Consider the following 22,198-nt stretch of genomic DNA (forward strand, 5'->3'; position numbering starts at 1 on the left):
ATCACAATGCCCTATCTAAAACTAAAACAAACATAATTAGTGGAAACTATTCTCGACATACACAACCTGAGCAAGAGTTACGGCAGTGCAGGCAAAACGCTTACCGTGCTCGATGATGTTAACTTTGCAATTGAAACCGGATCGAGCAATGCCATAGTAGGCCCCTCGGGCAGTGGTAAAACAACGCTGCTGGGTTTGTGCGCCGGACTCGACCGCTCGAGCGGTGGAAGCGTAACCCTAAACGGTATCAACCTGAATACGTTAAGCGAAGACAAACGTGCACAGGTACGTAACCAGTTTGTAGGGTTCATATTCCAGAATTTTCAATTATTGCCAACCCTTACCGCTTTAGAGAATGTAATGGTACCTCTTGAATTACGTGGCGAGCGTAACATTAAAGCGCGGGCTATGGACTTGCTGGATAAAGTGGGTTTAGCCAGCCGTAGCCACCATTATCCTACACAACTTTCGGGAGGCGAGCAGCAAAGGGTATCCATTGCACGTGCGTTCTCTAATCAGCCTAAAATATTATTTGCCGATGAACCCACCGGTAACCTTGATGCCGAAACCGGCGAACGTGTGCAAAAGCTTTTATTTGACCTTAACCAGGATGCAGGTACCACGCTGGTAGTGGTTACGCATGACTTAGAATTGGCCGGTAAAACAGGACGTATATTGCGTATAAAAGGCGGCAAACTGGTGTCGGACGAAAAAACTACCGCCTGATGAACCACATGCAAGAACCTGTTAACTTAAACCGCTCGGTAAAACTGGGATGGCTGTTTAAAATGGCCTGGCGCGATAGCCGTCGCAATCGTTCGAGGCTGTTCCTCTTTGTATCGTCTATTATATTAGGAATAGCTGCGCTGGTGGCTATTTATTCGTTTGGCTATAACCTGCGCGCCGATATTGATAACCAGGCCGCAACGCTGGTTGGAGCCGATTTAGTTATATCGGGCAACCATGCGCCCGAAGGCAAATTGCAAAAGTTGCTCGATACGTTGGGGAGCGAGCGCTCGCAGGAACGCAACTTTGCATCGATGGTGCTTTTTACCAAAAGCAAATCAACCCGGCTGGTACAAATTCGTGCGCTGCAAGGTGGTTATCCATATTATGGCAGCATTGAAACCGTCCCGGCGCAAGCATCTCATAATTTTAGAAAAGGCAGGTATGCTTTAATTGATGCCTCGTTAATGGAGCAGTTTAATGCCCGTATAAACGATTCGGTGAAGATTGGCAAACTTACATTTGCCGTAGCGGGTGTACTTAAACAGGCGCCCGGCCAAAGCGGGTTAGCGGCCGGTATCGCACCGGTAGTTTATATACCGTTGCAATATCTTGAAGAAACCGGTTTGGTTGACAAGGGTAGCCGCCTTAACTATAATTATTACTACAAATTCAATAGCAAAACCAATGTTGATACACTGGCTGCCCAGCTCGATAAGCAGCAGTTGGATAAAGCGAACCTGCATTACGAAACCATCCAAACCCGTAAAGAAAATACCGGCCGTGTATTTGGCGATTTAAACCGCTTTTTATCATTGGTGGGCTTTGTAGCCTTATTGCTTGGCTGTATTGGCGTTGCCAGTGCCACACAAATTTACGTGCGCGAAAAAGTGGCATCCATTGCCATATTGCGCTGTTTGGGTATTAAAGCCTCTGAGGCATTTTTAATATTCCTGATACAAATTGCAGGGCTTGGGTTAATTGGTTCGGTCGTTGGGGCCGCATTGGGCACGGCTGTACAGCAGTTACTGCCAATCGTATTAAAAGATTTTATCCCGTTCGATGTATCGGTAACGGTATCGTGGTTAGCGTTGGGGCAGGGCGTGGTGCTTGGAGTAATCATATCGGTATTGTTTGCCCTGTTGCCATTGATCAGCATTCGTAATATATCGCCCTTAAACACCCTGCGTTCGGCATTCGAAAATGCCAAAACAAACCGCGATCCTTTAAGATGGCTGGTATACCTGCTCATACTCGGCTTTATGGCAGGGTTCAGTTATTTGCAACTGGGTAGCTGGCAAGGCAGCGCTGCGTTTACTGTGGCTATTCTTATCGCGTTCCTGATACTCACCTTCACCGCCATATTGCTAATGCGTGTAATGCGCCTGGTTATGAAGGCATCATGGAGTTACCTGGTACGGCAGGGCTTTGCCAATTTGTACAGGCCTAATAACCAAACTATTATTCTCATGGTTTCTATAGGATTAAGTACAGCGTTTATTTGCCTGCTTATATTTGTGCAGAGCTTGCTTATTAAACAGGTTACCCTATCGGCCAGTGGCAACCAGCCTAACATGATCTTATTCGATATTCAAACCGCGCAGGAAAAGGGTGTGGTTGATATAACCGATCAGTATAAAATGCCGGTTATTCAGCAGGTGCCCATTGTAACTATCCGCATTGATAAAATTAATGGTAAAACTGCTGCCACATTGCCTAAAGACAGCACCTATGATGATAAACGACGTGCTTTTGGTTATGAGTACCGTGTAACCTATCGTGATAAACTCATATCCTCCGAAAAAATAGCCTCAGGCAAGTGGATAGGAGAGGCGGGTAACGCCCAGGTGATCCCGGTTTCGGTTGATGAGCGCATGGCAAACCGACTCAATTTAAAGCTCAATGATAAAGTAACTTTTAATGTACAGGGAACGCTCATTAATACCTTCGTAGCCAACATGCGCAAGGTGAACTGGAACCGCTTACAAACTAATTTCCAGGTGGTATTTCCAACCGGGGTATTAGAGCAGGCGCCGCAGTTTCATGTGTTGCTTACGCACGTACCATCAACCGAAGTTTCGGCCAAGTTTCAGAGTGCGGTGGTTAGCAAGTACCCAAATGTATCAATAGTTGATTTAGGACTGGTGCTTACCGTGTTAGACGAAATACTGAACAAAATAGGCTACGTTATTCGTTTTATGAGCGGTTTCAGCATTGCTACTGGCATAATTGTTCTTATTGCTTCGGTGCGTATCAGCAAATATCAGCGCATTAAAGAGAGTGTGTTGTTGCGTACACTGGGTGGCAGCCGCAGGCAAATATTATGGATCTCGGCTTTAGAATATTTGTTTTTAGGCGCCTTATCATCATTAACCGGTATTTTGCTGGCGGTAGCCGGAGGCTGGCTTTTGGCTAAATACACATTTGATGTACCGTTTGATGTTAATTTTTTACCAGCTGTAATCCTGTTCGGAATAACAGTTGGCTTAACAATTGCAATCGGATTGTTAAACAGCCGTGGCGTGCTTAACCGCCCGCCGCTGGAGGTTTTGCGTTCAGATACATAATTGCATATTATCATGATAAAATACAGGTTTATAACCTTTTTAATGGCCTTGGGCTTGCTAAGCTTTACAGCTTGCGAAAGTAATACCCGCCAGGAAAATACTGATACCAGAGGTGCTGCCGATACCGCTGCACAGGAGCCAGACAATAAGCCCAATAAAGTTGTGTTGTTTTTTGGCGATAGCCTTACCGCAGGGCATGGTTTAGATGACCCTGCAACCGACTCGTACCCAAGCGTTATTCAGCAGAAAATAAATGATGCTAAACTGCATTATACTGTGGTAAACGCAGGCAACAGCGGCGAAACAAGCGCCGGCGGGCGTGCACGCATTGATTGGGTGTTGAAGCAAAAAGTTGACATATTTGTGCTCGAACTTGGCGCAAACGACGGCCTGCGCGGAACCCCGGTAAGCGAAACTACCCGTAACCTGCAATTTATTATTGACAAGGTAAAAGCTAAATATCCCGAAGCTAAACTGGTAATAGCAGGCATGCAAATGCCGCCAAGCATGGGTGCCGATTATACCAATGGCTTCAAAAATATCTTCCCTAAACTGGCTCAAAAGAACAATATGATTCTCATTCCCTTTTTATTGGATGGAGTAGGGGGCGTTGCCAAATTAAACCAGGACGATGGTATACACCCAACCCCCGAAGGCGCAAAAATTGTAGCCGATAACGTGTGGAAGGTTTTAGAAGGAGTATTATAACACAAACGCCGCTGTTCAAATTAAGAACAGCGGCGTTTTTATAGTATACATTGAAGATTACTTTTCATCAACATAGCCCGAATAAGATATGGCGTTTTTATTATTACTTATAACCTGTAAGGTAGCATAGCCGCTGGTACTTACATCCAATATCATTTTGTTGGTATAACGGGCATCCTTTGGCGTAATTACAATGGTGGTACTTCCCTTTTTGTTGGTTTTACTCTCATAGCCAAACTTGGTTGAGGTAAATTGAATACCATTATCGGTGTTGGTGCCGTACCCGGCAGCCATAGTTACGCGGCCAAAATAAGGCAAAAATGAAATTACCGAGTCGGGTTTAATGCGTACATCATAAGGGTAATTCAAATATATACGCCCCGAACCATCAGGCGCCAGGTTAAAAAAGCGACCGTTAAGTGTGGTCATGGTGCCGCCAAGCGGATCGGCAAACTGGGCTTTAAAAATATACGCTTTACTATCAAGCAGTTTTTTAACCTCCTCGGCCTTCATGGCTTTGCGGTCTTTGTGAGGCTCTTTTTTAGTAGAATCCTGGGTTTGAGCCATAGCAAATGCACCATAGGTAAGCATGCCAGCCAGCACAAGTAAGTATTTGAAACTTTTCATAAGGGTAAATAATTTAGATAAACAATAGGTTGAATTGATAAGTATCAATGTCGGTATATTGTTTGACAATCAGTATAGTAGACCTAAAAAAAGCTGCCCGGTTTAATGGCCGCTTTAATTTTTGTTAGTCCTGTTTTTTATAAGTGCCTAACAACTTATCCCATATTATGGTGTAAAAGCCAAAGTTGTGCTCTACATCAGTATGGTGGTTATGATGAAAGGTAGATGTACCTAAAAGCTTAAACGGTAGTGTATTCCTGATGCGGGCGGGCAGTGGCTCAAAACCCAAATGCCCTATTATGCCAAATAGCACATTAGCAGCCAGGTAAATAATTACTGCCGGGAAATTGAAATTGTATAAGCTAAGTATGATTAACCATAGCGAGCCAAATCCTAATGTTTCAATGGGATGCAGAACATACAGATCAATTGGCGAGGGGTTATGATATTGATGATGAAGTTTGTGAATTGCGTTGTAAATAAATGAATGGTGAATGGCATAATGAAAAACATACATGGCCAGATCCATTGCTAAAAACAGCAATACAAAATGCGGAATAATAAGGTAGGAGAAGCCGAAGCTAAAGCTAATAAAACCGTATTGACACAGCTTAAAGCCTGCATAGGTTATTATGGTATTAATTAGGTTGGTTATGATGAATAGCCTGTATTCTTGTAAGGTGGTTTGGGGTGATGAAATTTTGCTGAATTTAAGAATTAATGCCCCCAGTAATAACGAAGAAACCGATACCAGTAAATTTTCGGCTAAAAAAATAAGCCATAAACTGGTATCGGTTTGCTGGTGCAAAAAGTTTAAAATATGCACATCGGTTAGTTATAAACAAACTCGCCAAATTCCGATTTAACGGTTACCTGTTTTTTGCCTTCTTCAACACGGCCAATAATTTGGGCCTCTATGCCAAAGCTTTGGGTTATGCTGATAATATCTGCGGCAATTTCTTCGGGCACGTATACTTCCATACGGTGGCCCATGTTAAATACCTTGTACATTTCCTGCCAATCAGTGCCCGATTCCTGCTGAATAAGTTTAAACAGCGGTGGGATAGGGAAAAGGTTATCTTTAACCACATGCACATCATCAACAAAGTGTAATACTTTGGTTTGCGCGCCGCCGCTGCAATGCACCATGCCATCAATTTGGTTGCGATATTTATCTAAAATTGCTTTAATTACCGGTGCGTAGGTGCGGGTTGGCGATAATACCAGTTTACCGGCGGTAACAGTTTTTCCGTTGCCAATATCAATCAGGTCGGTAAGGTTTTTACCGCCCGAAAATACCAGGCTTTCGGGCACGGCCGGGTCAAAGCTTTCAGGAAATTGCTGGGCCACAGTTTTATTAAACACATCATGACGGGCCGAGGTTAACCCGTTTGAGCCCATGCCGCCGTTATATTCCTTTTCGTAAGTGGCCTGACCGTATGAGGCCATACCTACAATCACATTTCCGGGTTTAATACGATGGTTTGAAACTACATCCTCACGTTTTAAACGGCAGGTAACGGTCGAATCAACAATTACGGTACGTACCAAATCGCCCACATCGGCGGTTTCGCCACCGGTTGAGTAAATGCCTATGCCGTAACTGCGCAGCTCTTCTAAAATTTCTTCGGTACCGTTAATAATAGCGGCAATAACCTCACCGGGTATCAGGTTTTTGTTACGGCCTATGGTTGAAGACAACAGGATATTATCGGTAGCGCCAACGCAAAGCAGATCATCAAGATTCATAATAATGGCGTCCTGGGCAATACCGCGCCAAACCGAAAGGTCGCCGGTTTGTTTCCAGTACACATAAGCCAATGATGATTTGGTGCCGGCACCATCGGCGTGCATAATATTACAGTACGCCGGGTCGTTGGTTAATATATCGGGTATTATTTTGCAGAAAGCTTTAGGGTAAAGGCCTTTATCAATGTTTTTGATGGCCTGATGCACATCGTCTTTAGAGGCCGATACCCCCCGCTGATCGTATCTTTGCTCAGAAATCATGGCCAAATATACGGCTTCGGGCTTTAAATTTTGTTACTTTGCTTGCATCGCATACATAACTATGATAAAAAAACTGCTCATTTTAATAAACCAGTGGCGTACGCGTCAGCCTACGCAACGTAATTTTTTAATTTATTGCAGTGTATTAGTTGGTTTAGTAGCTGGCCTTGCGTCAGTTGTGCTAAAGTATTTGGTGCATTTTATGGAAGAACTGAGCCGTAGCATGGCTTTGCAGGTGCCCTATCATTACAGTTATTTGCTATTGCCCGCTTTGGGCATATTGGCAACCGTTGCTTACCAGCATTTAATTAACCGTGATAAAATGCAAAAGGGTATAGGCAACATCCTTATGAACATAAAGCGTAACCATGGCAACATTCCGCCCGATAATGCTTACGCGCATTTAATAAGCAGTTCGTTAACGGTTGGCTTTGGCGGTTCATCGGGTTTGGAGGCTCCTATTGTGGTAACAGGTGCGGCCATTGGCTCAAACGCCGGCCGTTTTTTTAAACTCAGTGCTTACGAAAAAAAGGTATTGCTTGCCGCTGGTTCGGCTGCGGGTATTGCGGCGGTTTTTAACAGCCCCATTGCCGGGGTGCTTTTTGCGTTGGAGATATTACTGGGTGAAATTACCATCCCTACGTTTATTCCATTGCTCATAGCATCGGCTACGGGAGTGGTAGTGGCTAAGTTATTAAACTCGCAGCAACTGTTTCACCTGGTTACCGAGGGGTGGCTGGTGCAAGCTTTGCCCTTTTATGTAGTACTGGGTGTTTTAAGCGGGTTAATTGCCGTATATATTAATAAGGTAGGGCACGGGTTGGAGAAAGGCATACTATTAAAGTATAACCGCTACACACGAGCCATTGCCGGTGGGTTAATGCTGGGTGTGCTAATTTTGTTATTTCCGCCTTTATTGGGCGAGGGGTACCATTATTTGCAGTCTATATTAAACGGTAATATTGATGTGCTCAAAGAGGAATCGTTATATGCCGACTGGCTTTCGGAACCTATGGTGATGCTGCTTTTTATTGCCGCACTGGTATTAATTAAAATTATAGCCGCAGGTATTACATTAGGGTCGGGTGGTAATGGCGGTACGTTTGCACCTACCATGTTTACCGGCGCGTTTTTAGGCTTGCTGTTGGCCTATGGCGTTAATCAAACTGGGTTGATACATTTAAACACCAGTAATTTTATAGCCGTAGGTATGGCCGGTGCTTTAAGCGGTGTATTACATGCCCCGTTGACTGCCATATTTTTGATCGCCGAAATTACGGGTGGCTATCTGCTGTTTATTCCGCTGATGGTGGTATCGGCCATCTCGTACATTATTGCGCGTTTGTTTAATCCGCACAATGCTTACTGGCATACACTCATCCACGAAAAAGATATTCACCCCGATCAGGATTACAGTATGTTGAATACCATTAGTCTTAACACATTAATTAACCGTGAGTACACGGCCTTAAAACGGGATATGCCGGTTACGGAATTGTATACCATACTATCGGCCACTAATGCCAATATATTTGCTGTGCTCAATGCTAATAATGAATTGGAAGGCGTAATTTGGATGGACGAAATTCGCAAGCAGTTATTTAAGGCCAATAAACCCGATGCCAGGGTTGAAGATATTATGGTAAACCCACCGGCACTCATAAGTTATAACCAGCCGGTAAGCAGCGTAATGAATGTGTTTGATAACCTTGACGTATGGCAGCTGCCCGTAATTCAAAACGGCAAATTTATAGGCTTTGTATCAAAATCGGGCTTGTTAAACCAGTACAGGCAGGTAATTATACAGCAACATAAGGATGCCGACCTGTTTGCCCGTTCATAGTATTTTACAAAACATCATCCCTTAACAAAGGCAGGCTCATGCAATGAAAGCCACCCCGTGCGCGCGACAATTCAGACGATGGCATGAGGATGAGCGTGTTGGTCATATCATGCGGTTTTAGTGTGCCCGATTCAAATTGCTGTAAAAGATCGGCTACCTTAATAATAGTAAACCCGTTTTGTTTAAAAGCTTCAACGGTTTTGTCGTTACGGTCATAGCCTAAAACCACACCATCACGCAGGGCCAGCAGGTTGCACGAATCTGTCCATTGCTCGCGGGCATCAAACGGGAAGGTGTTGTTACCCGAGTAAATGAAGTTGGTTTTCTCTTTGCTTTGCAAATCGTTAACGCTAACGTCGTTCAGCAAATCCTCAATACTATCAAAAGTGCGTGGCTTATTCTTGCCAATGCTAAACTGCACGATCTCGGTTTTATCTTTCTGCTTTTTGTCGCCAAACCAGGTTATGGGGTCTTGCAGGTCTTTATTTAGTTCGGCTTTAGCCAGCGAACCTAACAATACCCAGGTGTTGCGCTTTACCTGCGTAAACACCGTATCAATGTGCATGTAATCGCGCTTATGCGGTATTTTAAGGATGGTTACTTTTTCAACCACTTTGTTATCAAACAGTAATTTCACGGCCTCGTGCGCACCGCTAACCGATGTACGCTCGCTGCAACCTATAATTACATGGTTTGGACTAACCACCATTACATCTCCACCTTCCAAAGTGGTTTTCTCGTCCTGGTCTTTACCGGGGCGTAAAAAATGCTGTATGGGTTCGGTTATCTCTAAAATATTGTTTTGGTAGGCTTCAAAAATGGGGTGATTAAACAGTATGTAACGGGCTAATAAAGTTTCGCGCGAACGTGCCTTTTTTGCTGGTTTGTTTAATAGTATATAATTATTAATAGTAATACCAATATCGCGAGAAAAAATAAGATTTGGGATAGGCGCAAAAATCATCTGGTCTTTGTCTATAGACCCGGAGATGAATATTTTGGCCAGCTCCACCGGCGATATTTCGTTGAGTTGCTGCTGTAAGCGATAGTTACAAGTTTCAATAGCACAAACCGATGCCGTAAGCTTTTCGCGTATAACCCGGTCTTCTAAAATATCGGCCAGCAGGGTTTGTATTTCTATTACTTTATCTGATGCATAAAAATCGGCATGGTCGGGCTTGTAAAAATTGCGGTCGTTTTCGGTAGTGTCTATATCCGTTAACCTGCCTTGTATTTTACCAGGATCTAAAAAATACAGTAGCAGCTTTATATAATAATCATACTCATTACGGCGCATGGTATCCAGGTGCACAATATCTTCAAATAACCAATCCTGAGCTTTCGAGGGAACCACTTTGCCCAAACCGCTATCAGGACTGTGAATTAATAAAGCCCGCAGACGACCAATTTCGGAAGTAACGCTAAGTTTTAATTTATCGGAATGTAGTATCATAAGTATTCGGCAGTAGCATCAAAGTTATTCAATTATTAATCAATTTAATTATAGGCATGAGGTTAAGCCAATTTAATTAATTTTGCAAGATGGACTTTATAACCAACGCCGCAGTACAAGCTGTTCAGCAATTATATAACACAACTATAACCGCACAAGATGTTAACCTGCAGCAAACCCGCAAAGAGTTTGAAGGGCAAATAACGATAGTAACCTTTCCGTTTACCAAATTTTCGCGCAAAGGCCCCGAGCAAACCGGGCAGGAAATTGGCGAATACCTGCAAGCTAATGTAGCCGAGGTAGCAGGCTTCAATATCATCAAAGGGTTTCTTAATATATCAATTGCCGATAGCTATTGGCTTGCTTTGTTTAATGATACTATTAATCAAGAAAGCTTTGGCGTAGCACCAGCCAATGGTAAAAAGGTAATGGTTGAGTACTCATCGCCCAACACAAACAAGCCATTGCACCTGGGACACGTGCGTAATAATTTATTAGGCTATTCGGTAGCGGCCATTTTAGAGGCAGCGGGGTATGAGGTAATTAAAACTAACCTGGTTAACGACCGCGGTATACATATATGTAAGTCGATGCTGGCCTGGCAATTATTTGGTGATGGCGAAACTCCGGAATCAACCGGAATGAAAGGCGACCATTTGGTAGGCAAATATTATGTGGTTTTTGATAAGGAATATAAAAAGCAGATAGACCAGCTTAAACAAGAAGGTAAAACCGAAGAAGAAGCCAAAAAGCAGGCACCTTTAATATTGCAGGCCCAGCAAATGCTCCAAAAATGGGAAGCCGGCGACGAAGAGGTGATGAGTCTTTGGAAAACCATGAATACCTGGGTTTATGATGGCTTTGCCAAAACTTACAAAAAGCTGGGAGTAGACTTTGATAAATACTACTACGAAAGCAACACCTATCTATTAGGTAAAGATATTATTGAGGAAGGCTTGTCAAAAGGCGTTTTCTTTAAAAAGGAAGATGGTTCGGTGTGGATTGATTTAACCGAAGATGGCCTTGATCAAAAATTGGTTCTTCGTGCTGATGGTACTTCGGTGTATATAACCCAGGATTTGGGTACTGCCCAACTGAAGTATAACGATTTTGGCATGAACGAATCGATATACGTGGTAGGTAACGAACAGGACTATCACTTTAAGGTATTGTTTCTTATTTTGCAAAAATTGGGCAAAAGCTGGGCGCAGGGTTTATACCATTTATCATACGGTATGGTTGATCTGCCATCGGGCAAAATGAAATCGCGCGAGGGAACCGTAGTTGATGCCGACGACCTGATTGCCGAGATGGAACGCACCGCCAAAGAACAAACCGAGGCTTTGGGCAAAACCGCCGACCTGGCCGAAGATGATAAAGCACACCTATATTATATAATAGGTATGGGCGCACTCAAATATTTCCTGTTAAAGGTTGATCCTAAAAAACGTTTACTGTTCGATCCTAACGAATCGGTAGATTTTCAAGGTCATACCGGTCCGTTTATTCAGTACACGCATGCGCGTATCAAATCGGTACTGGGCAGGGTAGGGGATGCAGCGGCAAATATTGTTTTGCCTGATGTGTTGCATGCCGAGGAAAGAGATCTGATTATACTGCAATCACAGTTTCCGGAGGTAATTGCCCTCGCTGCAAAAGATTATAATCCTGCGGCGGTTGCAAACTATGTTTACGAACTGGCAAAAGCGTACAACAAATTCTATCACGAACACTCCGTGCTGCAAGCTGAGTCTGATGTTTTGAAAGCTTTTAGAGCTGATTTGTCGAAAAAAACGGCACATATTATTGCAAAAAGTATGCAATTATTAGGAATTGAGGTTCCGGAAAGGATGTAAAATTAAATTTGGCAAATTTTGTACTGATTAATTGCCACATTTATATTACTAAAAGTTTTTTAAACGGAATATTGAAAGCGGGTTGCGAAGGCGATACGCTTTTTGCATTTAAAAAAATTAGATATGTGTATTTACTTACACAAATTTCCCCATTTTTAATAAAAGTGGGCTTTAAATTCTACATTTTTTAAAAAAATGCACTTTTTTTAAAAAAATCTTCAATAATGCTATGAAATATTGTTTGGAATTCATAATTTTCACTTTTGAAAACTATTTATTAACTCAAACAATTAACAAATGAAGAAAATTTTACTTGTTCTTCTTGCTTTGTGTACTATTGCCTCGAGCAACTTGTACGCTCAAAGCAAAAAAATCACCGGTGCTGTTACGAGCGCCGATGATGGTCAGCCCTTACCAGGGGTTTCTGTTAAGGTTGCCGGTTCAAGCATTGGTACACAAACCAGCGCTGACGGTAGCTTCGCTTTAAATGTGCCTGCAAATGCTACTTCTTTGCAATTCACTTATCTGGGTTATGCCACTCAGAATGTTTCTTTAGGTTCTGGTACGGTTTACAATGTAAAACTCGTATCGGATAATAAAACATTAAGCGAGATCGTGGTGACCGGTTATGGTGTACAACAAAAACGTGAGGTCACAGGCTCAATTGTTTCAATTAAGGGCTCTGAGTTTGAAAATCAACCGGTTCAAAGTTTTGACCGCGCGTTACAAGGTCGTGCTGCTGGTGTTCAGGTAACTTCAAATAGCGGTCAACCTGGTGGTAGCTTAACTGTTAACATCCGTGGTGTTGCCACAATTAACGGTACTACCCAACCACTGTACATTGTTGACGGTGTTCAATTAAGCTCTGGTGGTATTTCTGGACAAACGTCTGTTAATGCCTTAGCATCTATAAACCCTGATGATATTGAATCGATCGAAATTTTGAAAGATGCGGCTTCATCAGCTATTTACGGTTCATTAGCTGCAAACGGTGTTGTAATTGTTACTACAAAACGTGGTAAAGCTGGTAAAACCGTATTTTCTGCTTCTGCTCAGTTTGGTAGAAGTCAAATGTATAATCCCTATACATTATTGACCGGATCTGAGTATATGACTTTACAAAGAGAGGCTTATGTAAATTCATTCTTACGTCAAGGTTATACTGATGGCGTTGCCCGTGGTATTGCTCAGGCAAATACTGCCAACAGAATTACTACTGCAGATGTGCCTTCTTATGACTGGATAGATGCCATAAAAAGAACTGGTAAAGTTGGACAGTATGATCTGTCAGTTAGTGGTGGTGATACCAAAACTAAATTCTTTATTTCGGGTTCATACAATAAAACCAATGGTACTATTATCAAATCAAATTTTGAAAGAGGTACTGTTCGTGGTAATTTAGATCACCGTATCAACGATAAATTGTTTATTTCAACGTCGTTAAATTTGAGTGGTTCTGGTCAGTTTGGTCCAGGTACAAATGCAGGTTTCTTCACCAACACACCTTTTACTGGAGCATTATTAACTGCTCCGGTAAATCCAATTTACAATGCTGATGGTACTTTCAACGCAACAAATTTTGTTGGTATCAATACGCAAAACAGTGTTCAAAACTTAAATCAGGAAATCAGGTCAGCAGGTACTTTTCAAACTGTTGATAACCTTGCTTTAGTTTACAACATTTTACCTGAGCTTGCTTTTAAAGCCTTTGGTGGTTTAGAGTTTTCTGATATTCGCGATCTAAACTATCGCCCGTCTACATTATCTGCAGCAGCGGCTTCTTTAGGTTCTGGTTCTGAAACTTTCAGAAGAAACATTAACTATAATGTTAGCGGTACATTTACCTATAACAAAAAGTTTAATGAGGTTCATAACATTTCAGCGATCGGTGGTTTCGAATTCCGTTCGGTTACTCAACGTACTTTAGGTGCTTCATCACAAACTTTTGCCAATCCTTTGTTAACCTTGGTTAGCCAGGGCGCGGTGCCAACAGCAGCTTCGTCAACCTTTACTGGTTATAAAATTGCCGGTTTCTTAGGTCAGTTAAAGTATGATTATAAAGGTAAATATCTTTTTACTGCAAACGTTCGTAATGACGGTTCATCTCGCTTTGGTGCAAACCAAAAATATGGTCTGTTCTATGGCTTCTCTGCCGGATGGGATGCAGCTGCAGAAGATTTCCTGAAAAATAATAATGTTATCAGCCAGTTAAAACCTCGTATTAGCTACGGTGTTGTGGGTAGCCAGCCAGGTAACGATTATAACTTTACAGCATTAAATCTTTATGGTAGCGGTGGTCAATATGGTAACCCTGGTATAATTGGTGGTTTAAGACCATCACAGCTTGAAAACCCTAATTTTACATGGGAAAGATCTGCTGCTATTGACTTAGGTTTAGATTATGGTTTATTTGGTAACAGGATCACTGGTTCGGTAAGTGTTTATCGTAAGAAAAATACTGACCTTATTTTAGGTGTAACTTTACCTGGTGACTCAGGCTATACCAGTTACACTCAAAATGCAGGTTCGGCACGTAGTGAAGGTATTGATATCGACTTAAGCACCATTAACATTGATCATAAAGATTTTAAATGGAGCACAAAGTTCAATATTGCTTTCAACCGTACAAAATTGTTATCATTAGTAAACGGTTTACAGCAAATTCAAACTTACACTTATACTGTGGGCCGCTCATTGCAAAATATCTATACCTACCGTTGGGCAGGTGTTAACCCTGCAGATGGTCGTGCAATGTATTATGATGCTAATGATAATATTACTTATAACCCTGTAGCTGCCGATCAAAAAATTATTGGCAATCAATTACCTAAATTCTATGGTGGTTTAGATAATACTATCAGCTACAAAGGTTTAACGTTATCGGCATTGTTCCAATATCAATACGGTAACTCATCATATTTGCAATCACAACAATATGTAGAAACTTCAGGAGCAGTGGCCAGCAACCAAACTGTTAATCAGTTACAGCGCTGGACAACTCCTGGTCAAGTTACCTGGGTGCCACGTCCGTATGCAACCAATTATGCTGAGCCTAACAGCGCAAGCTTGCAGTTCTTATCAAGTCGTTTTGTTGAAAAAGCATCTTATATTCGTTTAAAACAAATTGATTTAAACTATACTCTACCAAAATCAGTTTTAAATGCTGTTAAATTATCATCAGCGTCAATCTTTGTTCAAGCATTAAACCTTGCAACAATTACTAACTACAGAGGCGATGATCCAGAAAATACAGGTAACAACCTAAACTTTTATCCTAACCCAAGAACATATACTTTAGGTATAAACGTTAAATTTTAATTTGATTCCAAATGAAAAGAAAAAGCATATATATAACATGTTTAGGTGCTCTTCTAACATTTTCTGGTTGCAAGAAAATATTAGAGGTACAGCCTGAGAACCAACTTGATGCTGCTATTGCATTAAGTGATATAAACGGCTACCAAGCCTTGTTAATGTCAGTTTATGACCGCTTACAGAGTTACACTTATTATGGCCGGGACATGGCATTAATGGGCGATGCGCTTGCCGATAATATCTTTACCCATACAGCCAATGCCAGCGGTCGTTACGTAGGCCAAAACGCTAATACACGTTCAAGCCATTATAATGTTTGGACTAACGTATATTCAGGTATAAATGAGTTAAATACAATTATTGCTACTATTGACAAGTTCACAACCCTGAGCGGTACTCAAGCCACTTTGCAAAAACAGATCAAAGCAGAGGCTTATGCTTTGCGCGGTATGATGTATTTTGACCTTGCCCGTATCTATGGATACGAACCAGGAAAAGTGCCTACGACCGGTTCTAATGCAAATTTTGATAAAAGTGCTGTTATCCGTTTAAAGCCAACTGCCGGGGTTGGTGATGCTGTATCAATACCACGTAGTAACATAACAGATACTTATACTGCAATTGAAGCAGATATGAATGCTGCAATTGCAGGATTTAAAGCAATAGGTACAAGTAAACCCGCAAATCCATATCGTTTTTCAGAGTCTGCGGCACACGCAATTTTTGGTAAAATTTTATTGTATGAAAGCAAATGGGCACAAGCTGTAACTGAGTTTGATAATGCTTTAAACGCAAATATTACACCTTCAACATTGGCACCAATTGCCGCAGGCGGATATTCTGCTGCTTTCAAAAGAATTCCTAATCCTGAATCATTATTAGAATTGTATTACAATCAATCGGTTGAAGTAACAGGCGTAACAGGTAGTAACGATGGCTTATTCACTTATACAACTCCAGCTACTGCCGCATTGAGCACTTTTGGTGGCCAAACAGTTTCTGATGAATTATACAGTTTGTTCTCAGCAGGTGACGATCGTTTAGCAATGTTTTACACATCTGCTTCAACACGTAGTGCTGTTGTAATGAGATGGACAAATAAATATTCAGCAGCTGGTGGCCCATATACTGATGATGTTTGGATCATTCGCTATTCAGATATCATATTAATGAAAGCTGAGGCATTGGCAAATCAAGGTCAGTATGCTACTGCTGCAGGATTGGTTGTACAATTGCGTGCGAGCCGTAATGCAGGTACTACAATAACTGTTCCTACTGATGCAAGCTTGTTATCATTTATTCAGGATGAGAGAAGACGTGAGTTGTTTTTTGAAGGTCATCGTTGGTTTGACTTAAAACGTACAGGTAGTAATATCACTAAGCCTTTGGCAACAGCCGTAGGTACTATTGCTTATACTGATTACCGTTTATTGGCTCCACTACCAGTAGCTGAAGCTACCTTTAATCCAGCCCTTCCTCAAAATCCTAACTATTAATAATAATATTGAGTAAAATGAAGAGAAATCTATATATAGCGGGTTTAGTTACCGCATTAGCAGCCGTATTTACCGGTTGCTTGCCTGATAAGGCTGAAGACGCTTTGATATATAAAGGTCCAACAGTTGTTGAATTCAAAAATCATACAGTTGGACAAGTAGATACAATTCTTAATCGTAAAGGAGTATACACTTGTACCGCACAAACAGATAGTAGCCGTAGTGTTAACCAAGACTTTATAGCTTATAAAGCCGCTGCTGCCACCCCAAATACTTTGAGCTGTGTTGCTGCCGCTAATACTAATTACCGTTTAGCTGCCGATCCTACACGTGCCGCAAATCCACGTGTAACAGATAGTATATTAGTACAGTTGGTTGGTCCGCAAAGTGCAAATCCTACTGTGATCAATTACACAGTACGTCCTACATCAACAGCTGTTGAAGGTGTAAATTACAATTTCAGAACTCCTGGAGCAAGAAGTGTAACTATTCCCGCTAACAAATCTGCTGCGTACATACTTATTGATATACCTCAAGGAGTACTTACCACTGCTAATACCAGCAGGCAATTAATTCTTGACCTTGTTGGAAATTCAGAAGTACAGCCAAGTGCTAACTTTAAAAAGTTTTTATTGACTATTCGTAAAAACTAATTTTTCATGATTTATTATAAAGGGGGAACTTTTGCAGGTTCCCCTTTTTTTGTTAAAATATTTGTTGATTTTTTTTCCTTATCACATCATACTGAGTGTATTAAACGTTATCTTTATTTATAGCAATATTATATATGAAATTTAAGAGCTTTTTATTTACGTTGTTATTTTTTGCACGCTTAAATAGCATTAGTGCACAGGTTGTTTCTCAAGATATTAATGGTAGACCTTATAGATTAAAAGGAGCGGTTGATGTTGAAGGCTCGGCATTTTTGAATGATGATTGGCAAAAAGCAACTGTTAAGCTTTCAAACGGGAAAACATATAAAGATGCATCTCTTAAATTTAACCTTGCTGATAATGAGCTTCTTTTTAAAGGGAAAGATGGTGAACCATTTACTTTTATGGAACCAGTAAGTGAATTTGCAATTACAGATGATTTGCAGAATATTCATACTTACAGAAATGATTATAGCTTTGAAGGAGAGTCTCCTGCTACATATTTTGAGGTATTAGCTGATGGAACAACTCAGTTATTGAAAAAGACAACAAAGTCGATAGGTGATTTTAAGGAATATAACGGGCCTATAGTTAAAAAATATGTTACCTCTGTGAAATATTATTTATATAAGGATAAAAAAGCTATACAAATAAAACCAGATAGAAAATCGCTTTTGTATAGCTTGGGTAGTAAACAAGCCGAGCTTGATACCTATATAAAAAATAACAACCTTAATTTAAAGCAAGATGCTGATTTGGGAAAAGTTGTGGTTTACTTTAACTCTATATAACTTCCTTTATCATTAATCCACTGTTTGCTTATAGAATTAATTTTAGGGACATTTAGTAAATTTATACCTGATATATTTTTTAATATTATCTTCTCAGAATACTCATCCCTATTTCCATTAAAAATCAAAGTATTCACTTTGATTTTTTTTTGCCTCAATAGTTCGAGTGATAGTAAGGTGTGGTTTATACTTCCCAAATAATGCTTTACAACTAATATTACTTCGGCGTCGAATTTTTGAATCAAATCAATAACAAAATGCTCATCATTCAAGGGGACCATTAAACCGCCTGCACCCTCTATTATTAATTGATTATCGGTTTCAGGCAACTCAAATTTATCAAGTTCTATTTTTATACCATCAAGCTCTGCCGATTTATGCGGCGAAAAGGGCTGGGTTAACCGATAGGTTTCGGGATGAAAAACTGAAGTGGTATTTGATACTAATGCTTTAACTTTCATCGTATCGCTGTTATTTAAATCGCCCGATTGTACGGGTTTCCAGTAATCGGCTTTAAGTTTTTCAACCAATATTGCCGAAACAACTGTTTTACCAACATCGGTGCCAATGCCGGTTACAAAAAGGGGACGGGGCTTATTCATTGTTATCTAAATATTTTAGGGCATTTACCAAGGCATCAATTTGTGCCGGTGTATTGTAACTATGCAAACATATTCTGAGCCTTTCGGTACCTACAGCCACTGTAGGGCTAAGTATAGGCCGTACATCAAGCCCTGTGTTTTGTAAATGAGCAGCAGCTCTTTTAGTGCGTAGATTGCCGTTTACAATAATGGTTTTTATGGCACTGCTGTAAGCAGCAGCGTGTGTGCCCATTTGAGCGTTAAAGTGAGTGATATTTGCTTGAAGGTTATTTATGTGCTCTGAAGCGCTATTTAATAGCTTATAAGCCATTTTAATGGTTGCCAGCTGATGAAATGGGGAAGCTGTAGTATAAATAAAAGAACGAGCAAAATTAATGAGATAATCACTCAATTTTTTGCTGCCCAGTATTGCCGCACCGTGGCAGCCCATAGCTTTACCATAAGTAATTATGCGGGCAAAAATCTCTTCCTGTAAATTTAATTTATCAACAAGGCCTTTACCAAATACCCCAATGGCATGAGCTTCATCAACAACCAAAGCGGCATTGTACTGGCTGGCAAGTATACAAAGTTCGGTAAGCGGAGCAATATCACCGTCCATCGAATACACACTTTCTACAACAATGTAGCAGTTGCCTTTGGCCTGTTTTAATTTTGTTTCGAGCTCATTGAGGTTATTATGTTTAAAGCTGTACCTGTTTGCATAGCTCAAGCGTATGCCATCAATAATTGATGCATGGGCAAGTTCATCATGAATTACAGTGTCTCCGCGTTGCGGGAGGGATGATAATAACCCCAGGTTGGCATCATAACCCGAATTAAACAGTAAAGCAGCTTCGGTGTTATGGTATTGGGCAATATAAGATTCTAACTCTTCGGCATATGCGGTATTGCCTTTTAAAAGCCTCGAACCGGTTGACCCATTAAAATGGTGAGGGTGATTAAGCAATTCCTGATTAACCAGCTCCTTTAAATCAACTGAGCGTGCAAAACCCAGGTAATCGTTAGATGAAAAGTCGATCAGGTTGTTTTCGGTTTTTAATTGCCTGTAATTGCCTTTGTGTTGCCTTTGCGCTAACCTTTGCTGTATAAATTGCTGCGGACTCAATATGCTTTGAAATTTTGTGCTAAAATAGAAAAAGCGGCCGATAGCCGCTTTTTCTAAATATTATTTTTGAGGTGGAGGAGGGGGATTGCCTCCGCCGCCGCCCTGGCGCATTCTGTTAGCTCTTTCGGCTTGCATTTTATCAAATGCTTCTTTTTGCTCAGCTGTTAAAACTTCTTTAATTTTTACATTCGAAGCTTCCATTATAGGACGCCATGCCTGCATCATAGCCTGACGGTCTCCGTTTGCGGCTGTCATTAAGCTATCGCGTTTTTTGGCTTGAACTTCATAAATAGCTTTTATTTTACCAGTTTGGGTATCATCAAGCTTTAATTGAGTTTGCAAACGTTTGGCTTGCTCTTCAGGTGTTCCACCCATACGGCCACCGCCACCCTGGGCGAAGCTTACCGCGCTTATTCCTAATACGAAACAGCACATTAATAAGATCTTTTTCATTTTTTTAAGTTTGTTTAGTTTTTGATAAAGATATTGGCTATGAGTTTAATAACAACCTTGTAACTTAATTGTTGCTTTGCAGTTTCGAAATTGATTTCTGCATTTCGGACATCATGCTGGTCAGGTTTTCAATGCTTGGCTCAGGCATAGGGGTTGGCAATTGTGTTGATAAATAAGCCTTGGCCTTCCATATTTCTAAAATGTCCTCGCCGCTAATTTCATAAGGATCGTAAGCAGGGTTGTCTGATATTAATTTCAGCTTTTTATTATCTCGATATTTATTGCCAATGCGTTTGTATACCACACCTTCGGTTTTAGAAAGTACCACATAAGTTTCTCCCGGTTTTATATCGCCCCAGTTTTCAACATATTCGCCTATAATTAATGTGCCCGAAACCAGTGGCAGCATAGAGTCGCCTTTTATTTCGAAAGCACGGTAAGTACCTTGCTTAAACATAGGTAAATGTAATTTTGATAAGCCGGCAACATATTCAGGATCGGCATAACCATTCAAATAACCGGCACTTGCTTTTACCGGTACCATTTCAATGTTTTCGTTATCATCCTTATCAACCGTAATACTCAGCACGCGTAAGTTGGCCGGGTTACCTTTGGGTTTGGGTGCCCACTTTTCGTTAATGGTTTCATTAATAAAATCATCTATGCTTATTTCAAAATACAATGCTATTTTTTTTAGCAGATCATATTTCGGATCAGCACGGTCTTCCTCATAAGCACCCACTAACGATCTTTTTATGCCTATTTCGTCGGCAAATTGCTGTTGGGTAAGGCCTTTCTTTTTTCTGAGGAATTTAATATTTGTTGAAATTATTGACATAAAATTTGGAATTACTAAATTTGTTAGTAAAATTTATGCTCATAAAATTAGTAACAATAATTCATTTAGCAAAATTTATTATCAAAATGAAGCAGTATATATATATAATAACCGACAGAAACCGCACTAATTTACATGTAGGCCTATGTACTGATATGATGAAGACCATACAGTTTTACCGTGACATGCCTACCTTGTTTTTTGATAAGGCGCAACAGCTAAACCGTTTAGTATATTTTGAGGAGATTAATACCGAAGAGCAGGCCATGGAGCGCTTTAAATATTTAAGCACCTTTACCCGTGCACAAAAAGAAAAAATGATCAGATCGGTTAATGCCGATTGGATAGACCTTACTGTAGGCTTGAAACTTGAAAGCAATATGAGAGTTCGTCCGTTGCTCAGACCATCATTGGCAACTGCTAAGCGTCCACTTGTTTTTTAAGAAGACGGTTTGCCTTAATTGAGGTAGTATGATGCTGTTTATTCAGCTTATGCTATGTCTGTATGTGACAGTATGGTTTGTAAGGCCATTACATAGCCTTGTCTTTAGGCACTAACACACGTGTTATTAAGTGCATTAGTCCGTTGTTTTCTTCAATATTAAACTGGCTGATAACACTTTTGCCGCCAGTTTCATCTGTAAATTGTATGTTGCGGTTTTCATCAATGCGGGCCGTAAGCTTACTGCCCGCGAGGGTTAAAATGGAAGCCTCGCCATGTCCATCGTTAATGAGTTTCGTAAGGCTTTTAATCGTATACTCACCCGCAAGTATATGATAGCTCAGCACGTTTATCAACTCATATTTGTGGGCCGGTTTCATAAGCGTATCCAACCTCAAACCTAATTGTTGCTTAAATGCACTATCAGGAGGAGCTAACAAAGTAAGTGGCCCCCGGCTTTTTAACGTGCCTACCATATTTGCAGCCCTAACCGCAGCCAAAAACGTTGTATGTGTTTTTGATGCTGTTAAGTTCTCTATAAAATCCATTGCCGAATTTACCGGCGCTCCGTTAACCATTACTGTTTTGCCACTTGATGTACTTGCCCTTACCGAATCCTGGTATGAGGAGCCACGAGGCGGGGTAGTTTGCGCGAATGCAAAACCAGTTGTTAAGAGTAATAGGAGAGCAAGTAGGTTTTTCATAATGAT

The 22,198-nt window shown here is 40.9% G+C and carries 19 protein-coding genes; 10 read left to right on the plus strand and 9 right to left on the minus strand.

Annotated elements, in window-relative coordinates; genetic code table 11:
• Positions 1-39: 39 nt before the first annotated feature.
• Genes QE417_RS21300 through QE417_RS21310 form a run of 3 tightly spaced genes read left to right on the plus strand, consistent with a single transcriptional unit; the run spans position 40 to position 4,001 of the window.
• Positions 40-726 carry an ABC transporter ATP-binding protein gene (locus QE417_RS21300; RefSeq protein WP_311953490.1) on the plus strand — a complete coding sequence of 229 codons (687 nt, stop codon included), beginning with the start codon at positions 40-42 and terminating at the stop codon, positions 724-726.
• Entirely contained in the window at positions 726-3,293 is a 2,568-nt protein-coding gene (locus QE417_RS21305; protein ID WP_311953492.1) for an ABC transporter permease, read from the plus strand. Before QE417_RS21300 ends, QE417_RS21305 begins: the two co-directional genes overlap by 1 nt.
• Positions 3,294-3,305: 12 nt before the next feature.
• Positions 3,306-4,001: an arylesterase gene (locus QE417_RS21310; protein ID WP_311953495.1), complete on the plus strand. Its 696-nt coding sequence runs from the start codon at positions 3,306-3,308 to the stop codon at positions 3,999-4,001.
• 57 nt (positions 4,002-4,058) lie between these two features.
• Here QE417_RS21310 and QE417_RS21315 read toward each other — a convergent pair whose 3' ends face one another.
• From QE417_RS21315 to QE417_RS21325, 3 genes are all read right to left on the minus strand, one after another.
• Positions 4,059-4,628: a DUF4251 domain-containing protein gene (locus tag QE417_RS21315; protein ID WP_311953498.1), complete on the minus strand. Its 570-nt coding sequence runs from the start codon at positions 4,626-4,628 to the stop codon at positions 4,059-4,061.
• 124 nt (positions 4,629-4,752) lie between these two features.
• Positions 4,753-5,454, minus strand: a complete 702-nt coding sequence (locus QE417_RS21320) for a sterol desaturase family protein (protein ID WP_311953501.1) — start codon at positions 5,452-5,454, stop codon at positions 4,753-4,755.
• A 5-nt stretch (positions 5,455-5,459) separates the two neighbouring features.
• The gene (locus QE417_RS21325) at positions 5,460-6,638 is read right to left on the minus strand and encodes an AIR synthase related protein (RefSeq protein ID WP_311953503.1); all 1,179 of its coding nucleotides are present in this window, start codon (positions 6,636-6,638) and stop codon (positions 5,460-5,462) included.
• Positions 6,639-6,699: 61 nt separating this feature from the next.
• Between QE417_RS21325 and QE417_RS21330 the strand changes: the two genes are divergently transcribed.
• Positions 6,700-8,481, plus strand: coding sequence for a chloride channel protein (locus tag QE417_RS21330; RefSeq protein ID WP_311953505.1), 1,782 nt, complete (start codon positions 6,700-6,702; stop codon positions 8,479-8,481).
• Positions 8,482-8,485: 4 nt separating this feature from the next.
• Here QE417_RS21330 and QE417_RS21335 read toward each other — a convergent pair whose 3' ends face one another.
• Positions 8,486-9,934 (minus strand): arginine deiminase family protein, encoded by a 1,449-nt coding sequence (locus QE417_RS21335; protein ID WP_311953508.1) that lies wholly within the window; start codon positions 9,932-9,934, stop codon positions 8,486-8,488.
• 89 nt (positions 9,935-10,023) lie between these two features.
• Here QE417_RS21335 and argS point away from each other — a divergent pair, with 89 nt between their 5' ends.
• The 5 genes from argS (at position 10,024) to QE417_RS21360 (ending at position 18,045) form a co-directional block, all read left to right on the plus strand.
• Positions 10,024-11,790 carry an arginine--tRNA ligase gene (gene argS / locus QE417_RS21340; protein ID WP_311953510.1) on the plus strand — a complete coding sequence of 589 codons (1,767 nt, stop codon included), beginning with the start codon at positions 10,024-10,026 and terminating at the stop codon, positions 11,788-11,790.
• A gap of 297 nt (positions 11,791-12,087) precedes the next feature.
• Positions 12,088-15,108 carry a SusC/RagA family TonB-linked outer membrane protein gene (locus QE417_RS21345; protein WP_311953512.1) on the plus strand — a complete coding sequence of 1,007 codons (3,021 nt, stop codon included), beginning with the start codon at positions 12,088-12,090 and terminating at the stop codon, positions 15,106-15,108.
• A gap of 11 nt (positions 15,109-15,119) precedes the next feature.
• Complete coding sequence (locus tag QE417_RS21350; RefSeq protein ID WP_311953515.1) at positions 15,120-16,601, plus strand: RagB/SusD family nutrient uptake outer membrane protein; 1,482 nt, start codon at positions 15,120-15,122, stop codon at positions 16,599-16,601.
• A gap of 17 nt (positions 16,602-16,618) precedes the next feature.
• Positions 16,619-17,254 (plus strand): hypothetical protein, encoded by a 636-nt coding sequence (locus tag QE417_RS21355; RefSeq protein WP_311953516.1) that lies wholly within the window; start codon positions 16,619-16,621, stop codon positions 17,252-17,254.
• A gap of 134 nt (positions 17,255-17,388) precedes the next feature.
• Positions 17,389-18,045 (plus strand): hypothetical protein, encoded by a 657-nt coding sequence (locus tag QE417_RS21360; protein ID WP_311953519.1) that lies wholly within the window; start codon positions 17,389-17,391, stop codon positions 18,043-18,045.
• On the opposite strand, the gene bioD is transcribed toward QE417_RS21360, so the two are convergent.
• From bioD to QE417_RS21380, 4 genes are all read right to left on the minus strand, one after another.
• A complete protein-coding gene (bioD, locus tag QE417_RS21365; protein WP_311953522.1) occupies positions 18,027-18,647 on the minus strand; it encodes a dethiobiotin synthase in 621 nt (206 codons plus the stop codon). The genes QE417_RS21360 and bioD overlap by 19 nt on opposite strands.
• Positions 18,640-19,755: an aminotransferase class I/II-fold pyridoxal phosphate-dependent enzyme gene (locus QE417_RS21370; protein ID WP_311953524.1), complete on the minus strand. Its 1,116-nt coding sequence runs from the start codon at positions 19,753-19,755 to the stop codon at positions 18,640-18,642. Before QE417_RS21370 ends, bioD begins: the two co-directional genes overlap by 8 nt.
• Before the next feature lie 60 nt (positions 19,756-19,815).
• The gene (locus tag QE417_RS21375; protein WP_311953527.1) at positions 19,816-20,208 is read right to left on the minus strand and encodes a hypothetical protein; all 393 of its coding nucleotides are present in this window, start codon (positions 20,206-20,208) and stop codon (positions 19,816-19,818) included.
• Between the two features lie 64 nt (positions 20,209-20,272).
• Positions 20,273-21,046: an XRE family transcriptional regulator gene (locus tag QE417_RS21380; RefSeq protein ID WP_311953530.1), complete on the minus strand. Its 774-nt coding sequence runs from the start codon at positions 21,044-21,046 to the stop codon at positions 20,273-20,275.
• A gap of 155 nt (positions 21,047-21,201) precedes the next feature.
• On the opposite strand from QE417_RS21380, the gene QE417_RS21385 reads away from it, so the two are divergent.
• Complete coding sequence (locus tag QE417_RS21385) at positions 21,202-21,489, plus strand: GIY-YIG nuclease family protein (protein ID WP_311953531.1); 288 nt, start codon at positions 21,202-21,204, stop codon at positions 21,487-21,489.
• An 88-nt stretch (positions 21,490-21,577) separates the two neighbouring features.
• Here the strand turns inward: QE417_RS21385 and QE417_RS21390 are convergent, their stop codons facing one another.
• Entirely contained in the window at positions 21,578-22,192 is a 615-nt protein-coding gene (locus QE417_RS21390; protein ID WP_311953533.1) for a fasciclin domain-containing protein, read from the minus strand.
• Positions 22,193-22,198: the final 6 nt, after the last annotated feature.

The sequence above is a fragment of the Mucilaginibacter terrae genome (assembly GCF_031951985.1).
In the GTDB taxonomy this organism is placed as follows: domain Bacteria; phylum Bacteroidota; class Bacteroidia; order Sphingobacteriales; family Sphingobacteriaceae; genus Mucilaginibacter; species Mucilaginibacter terrae_A.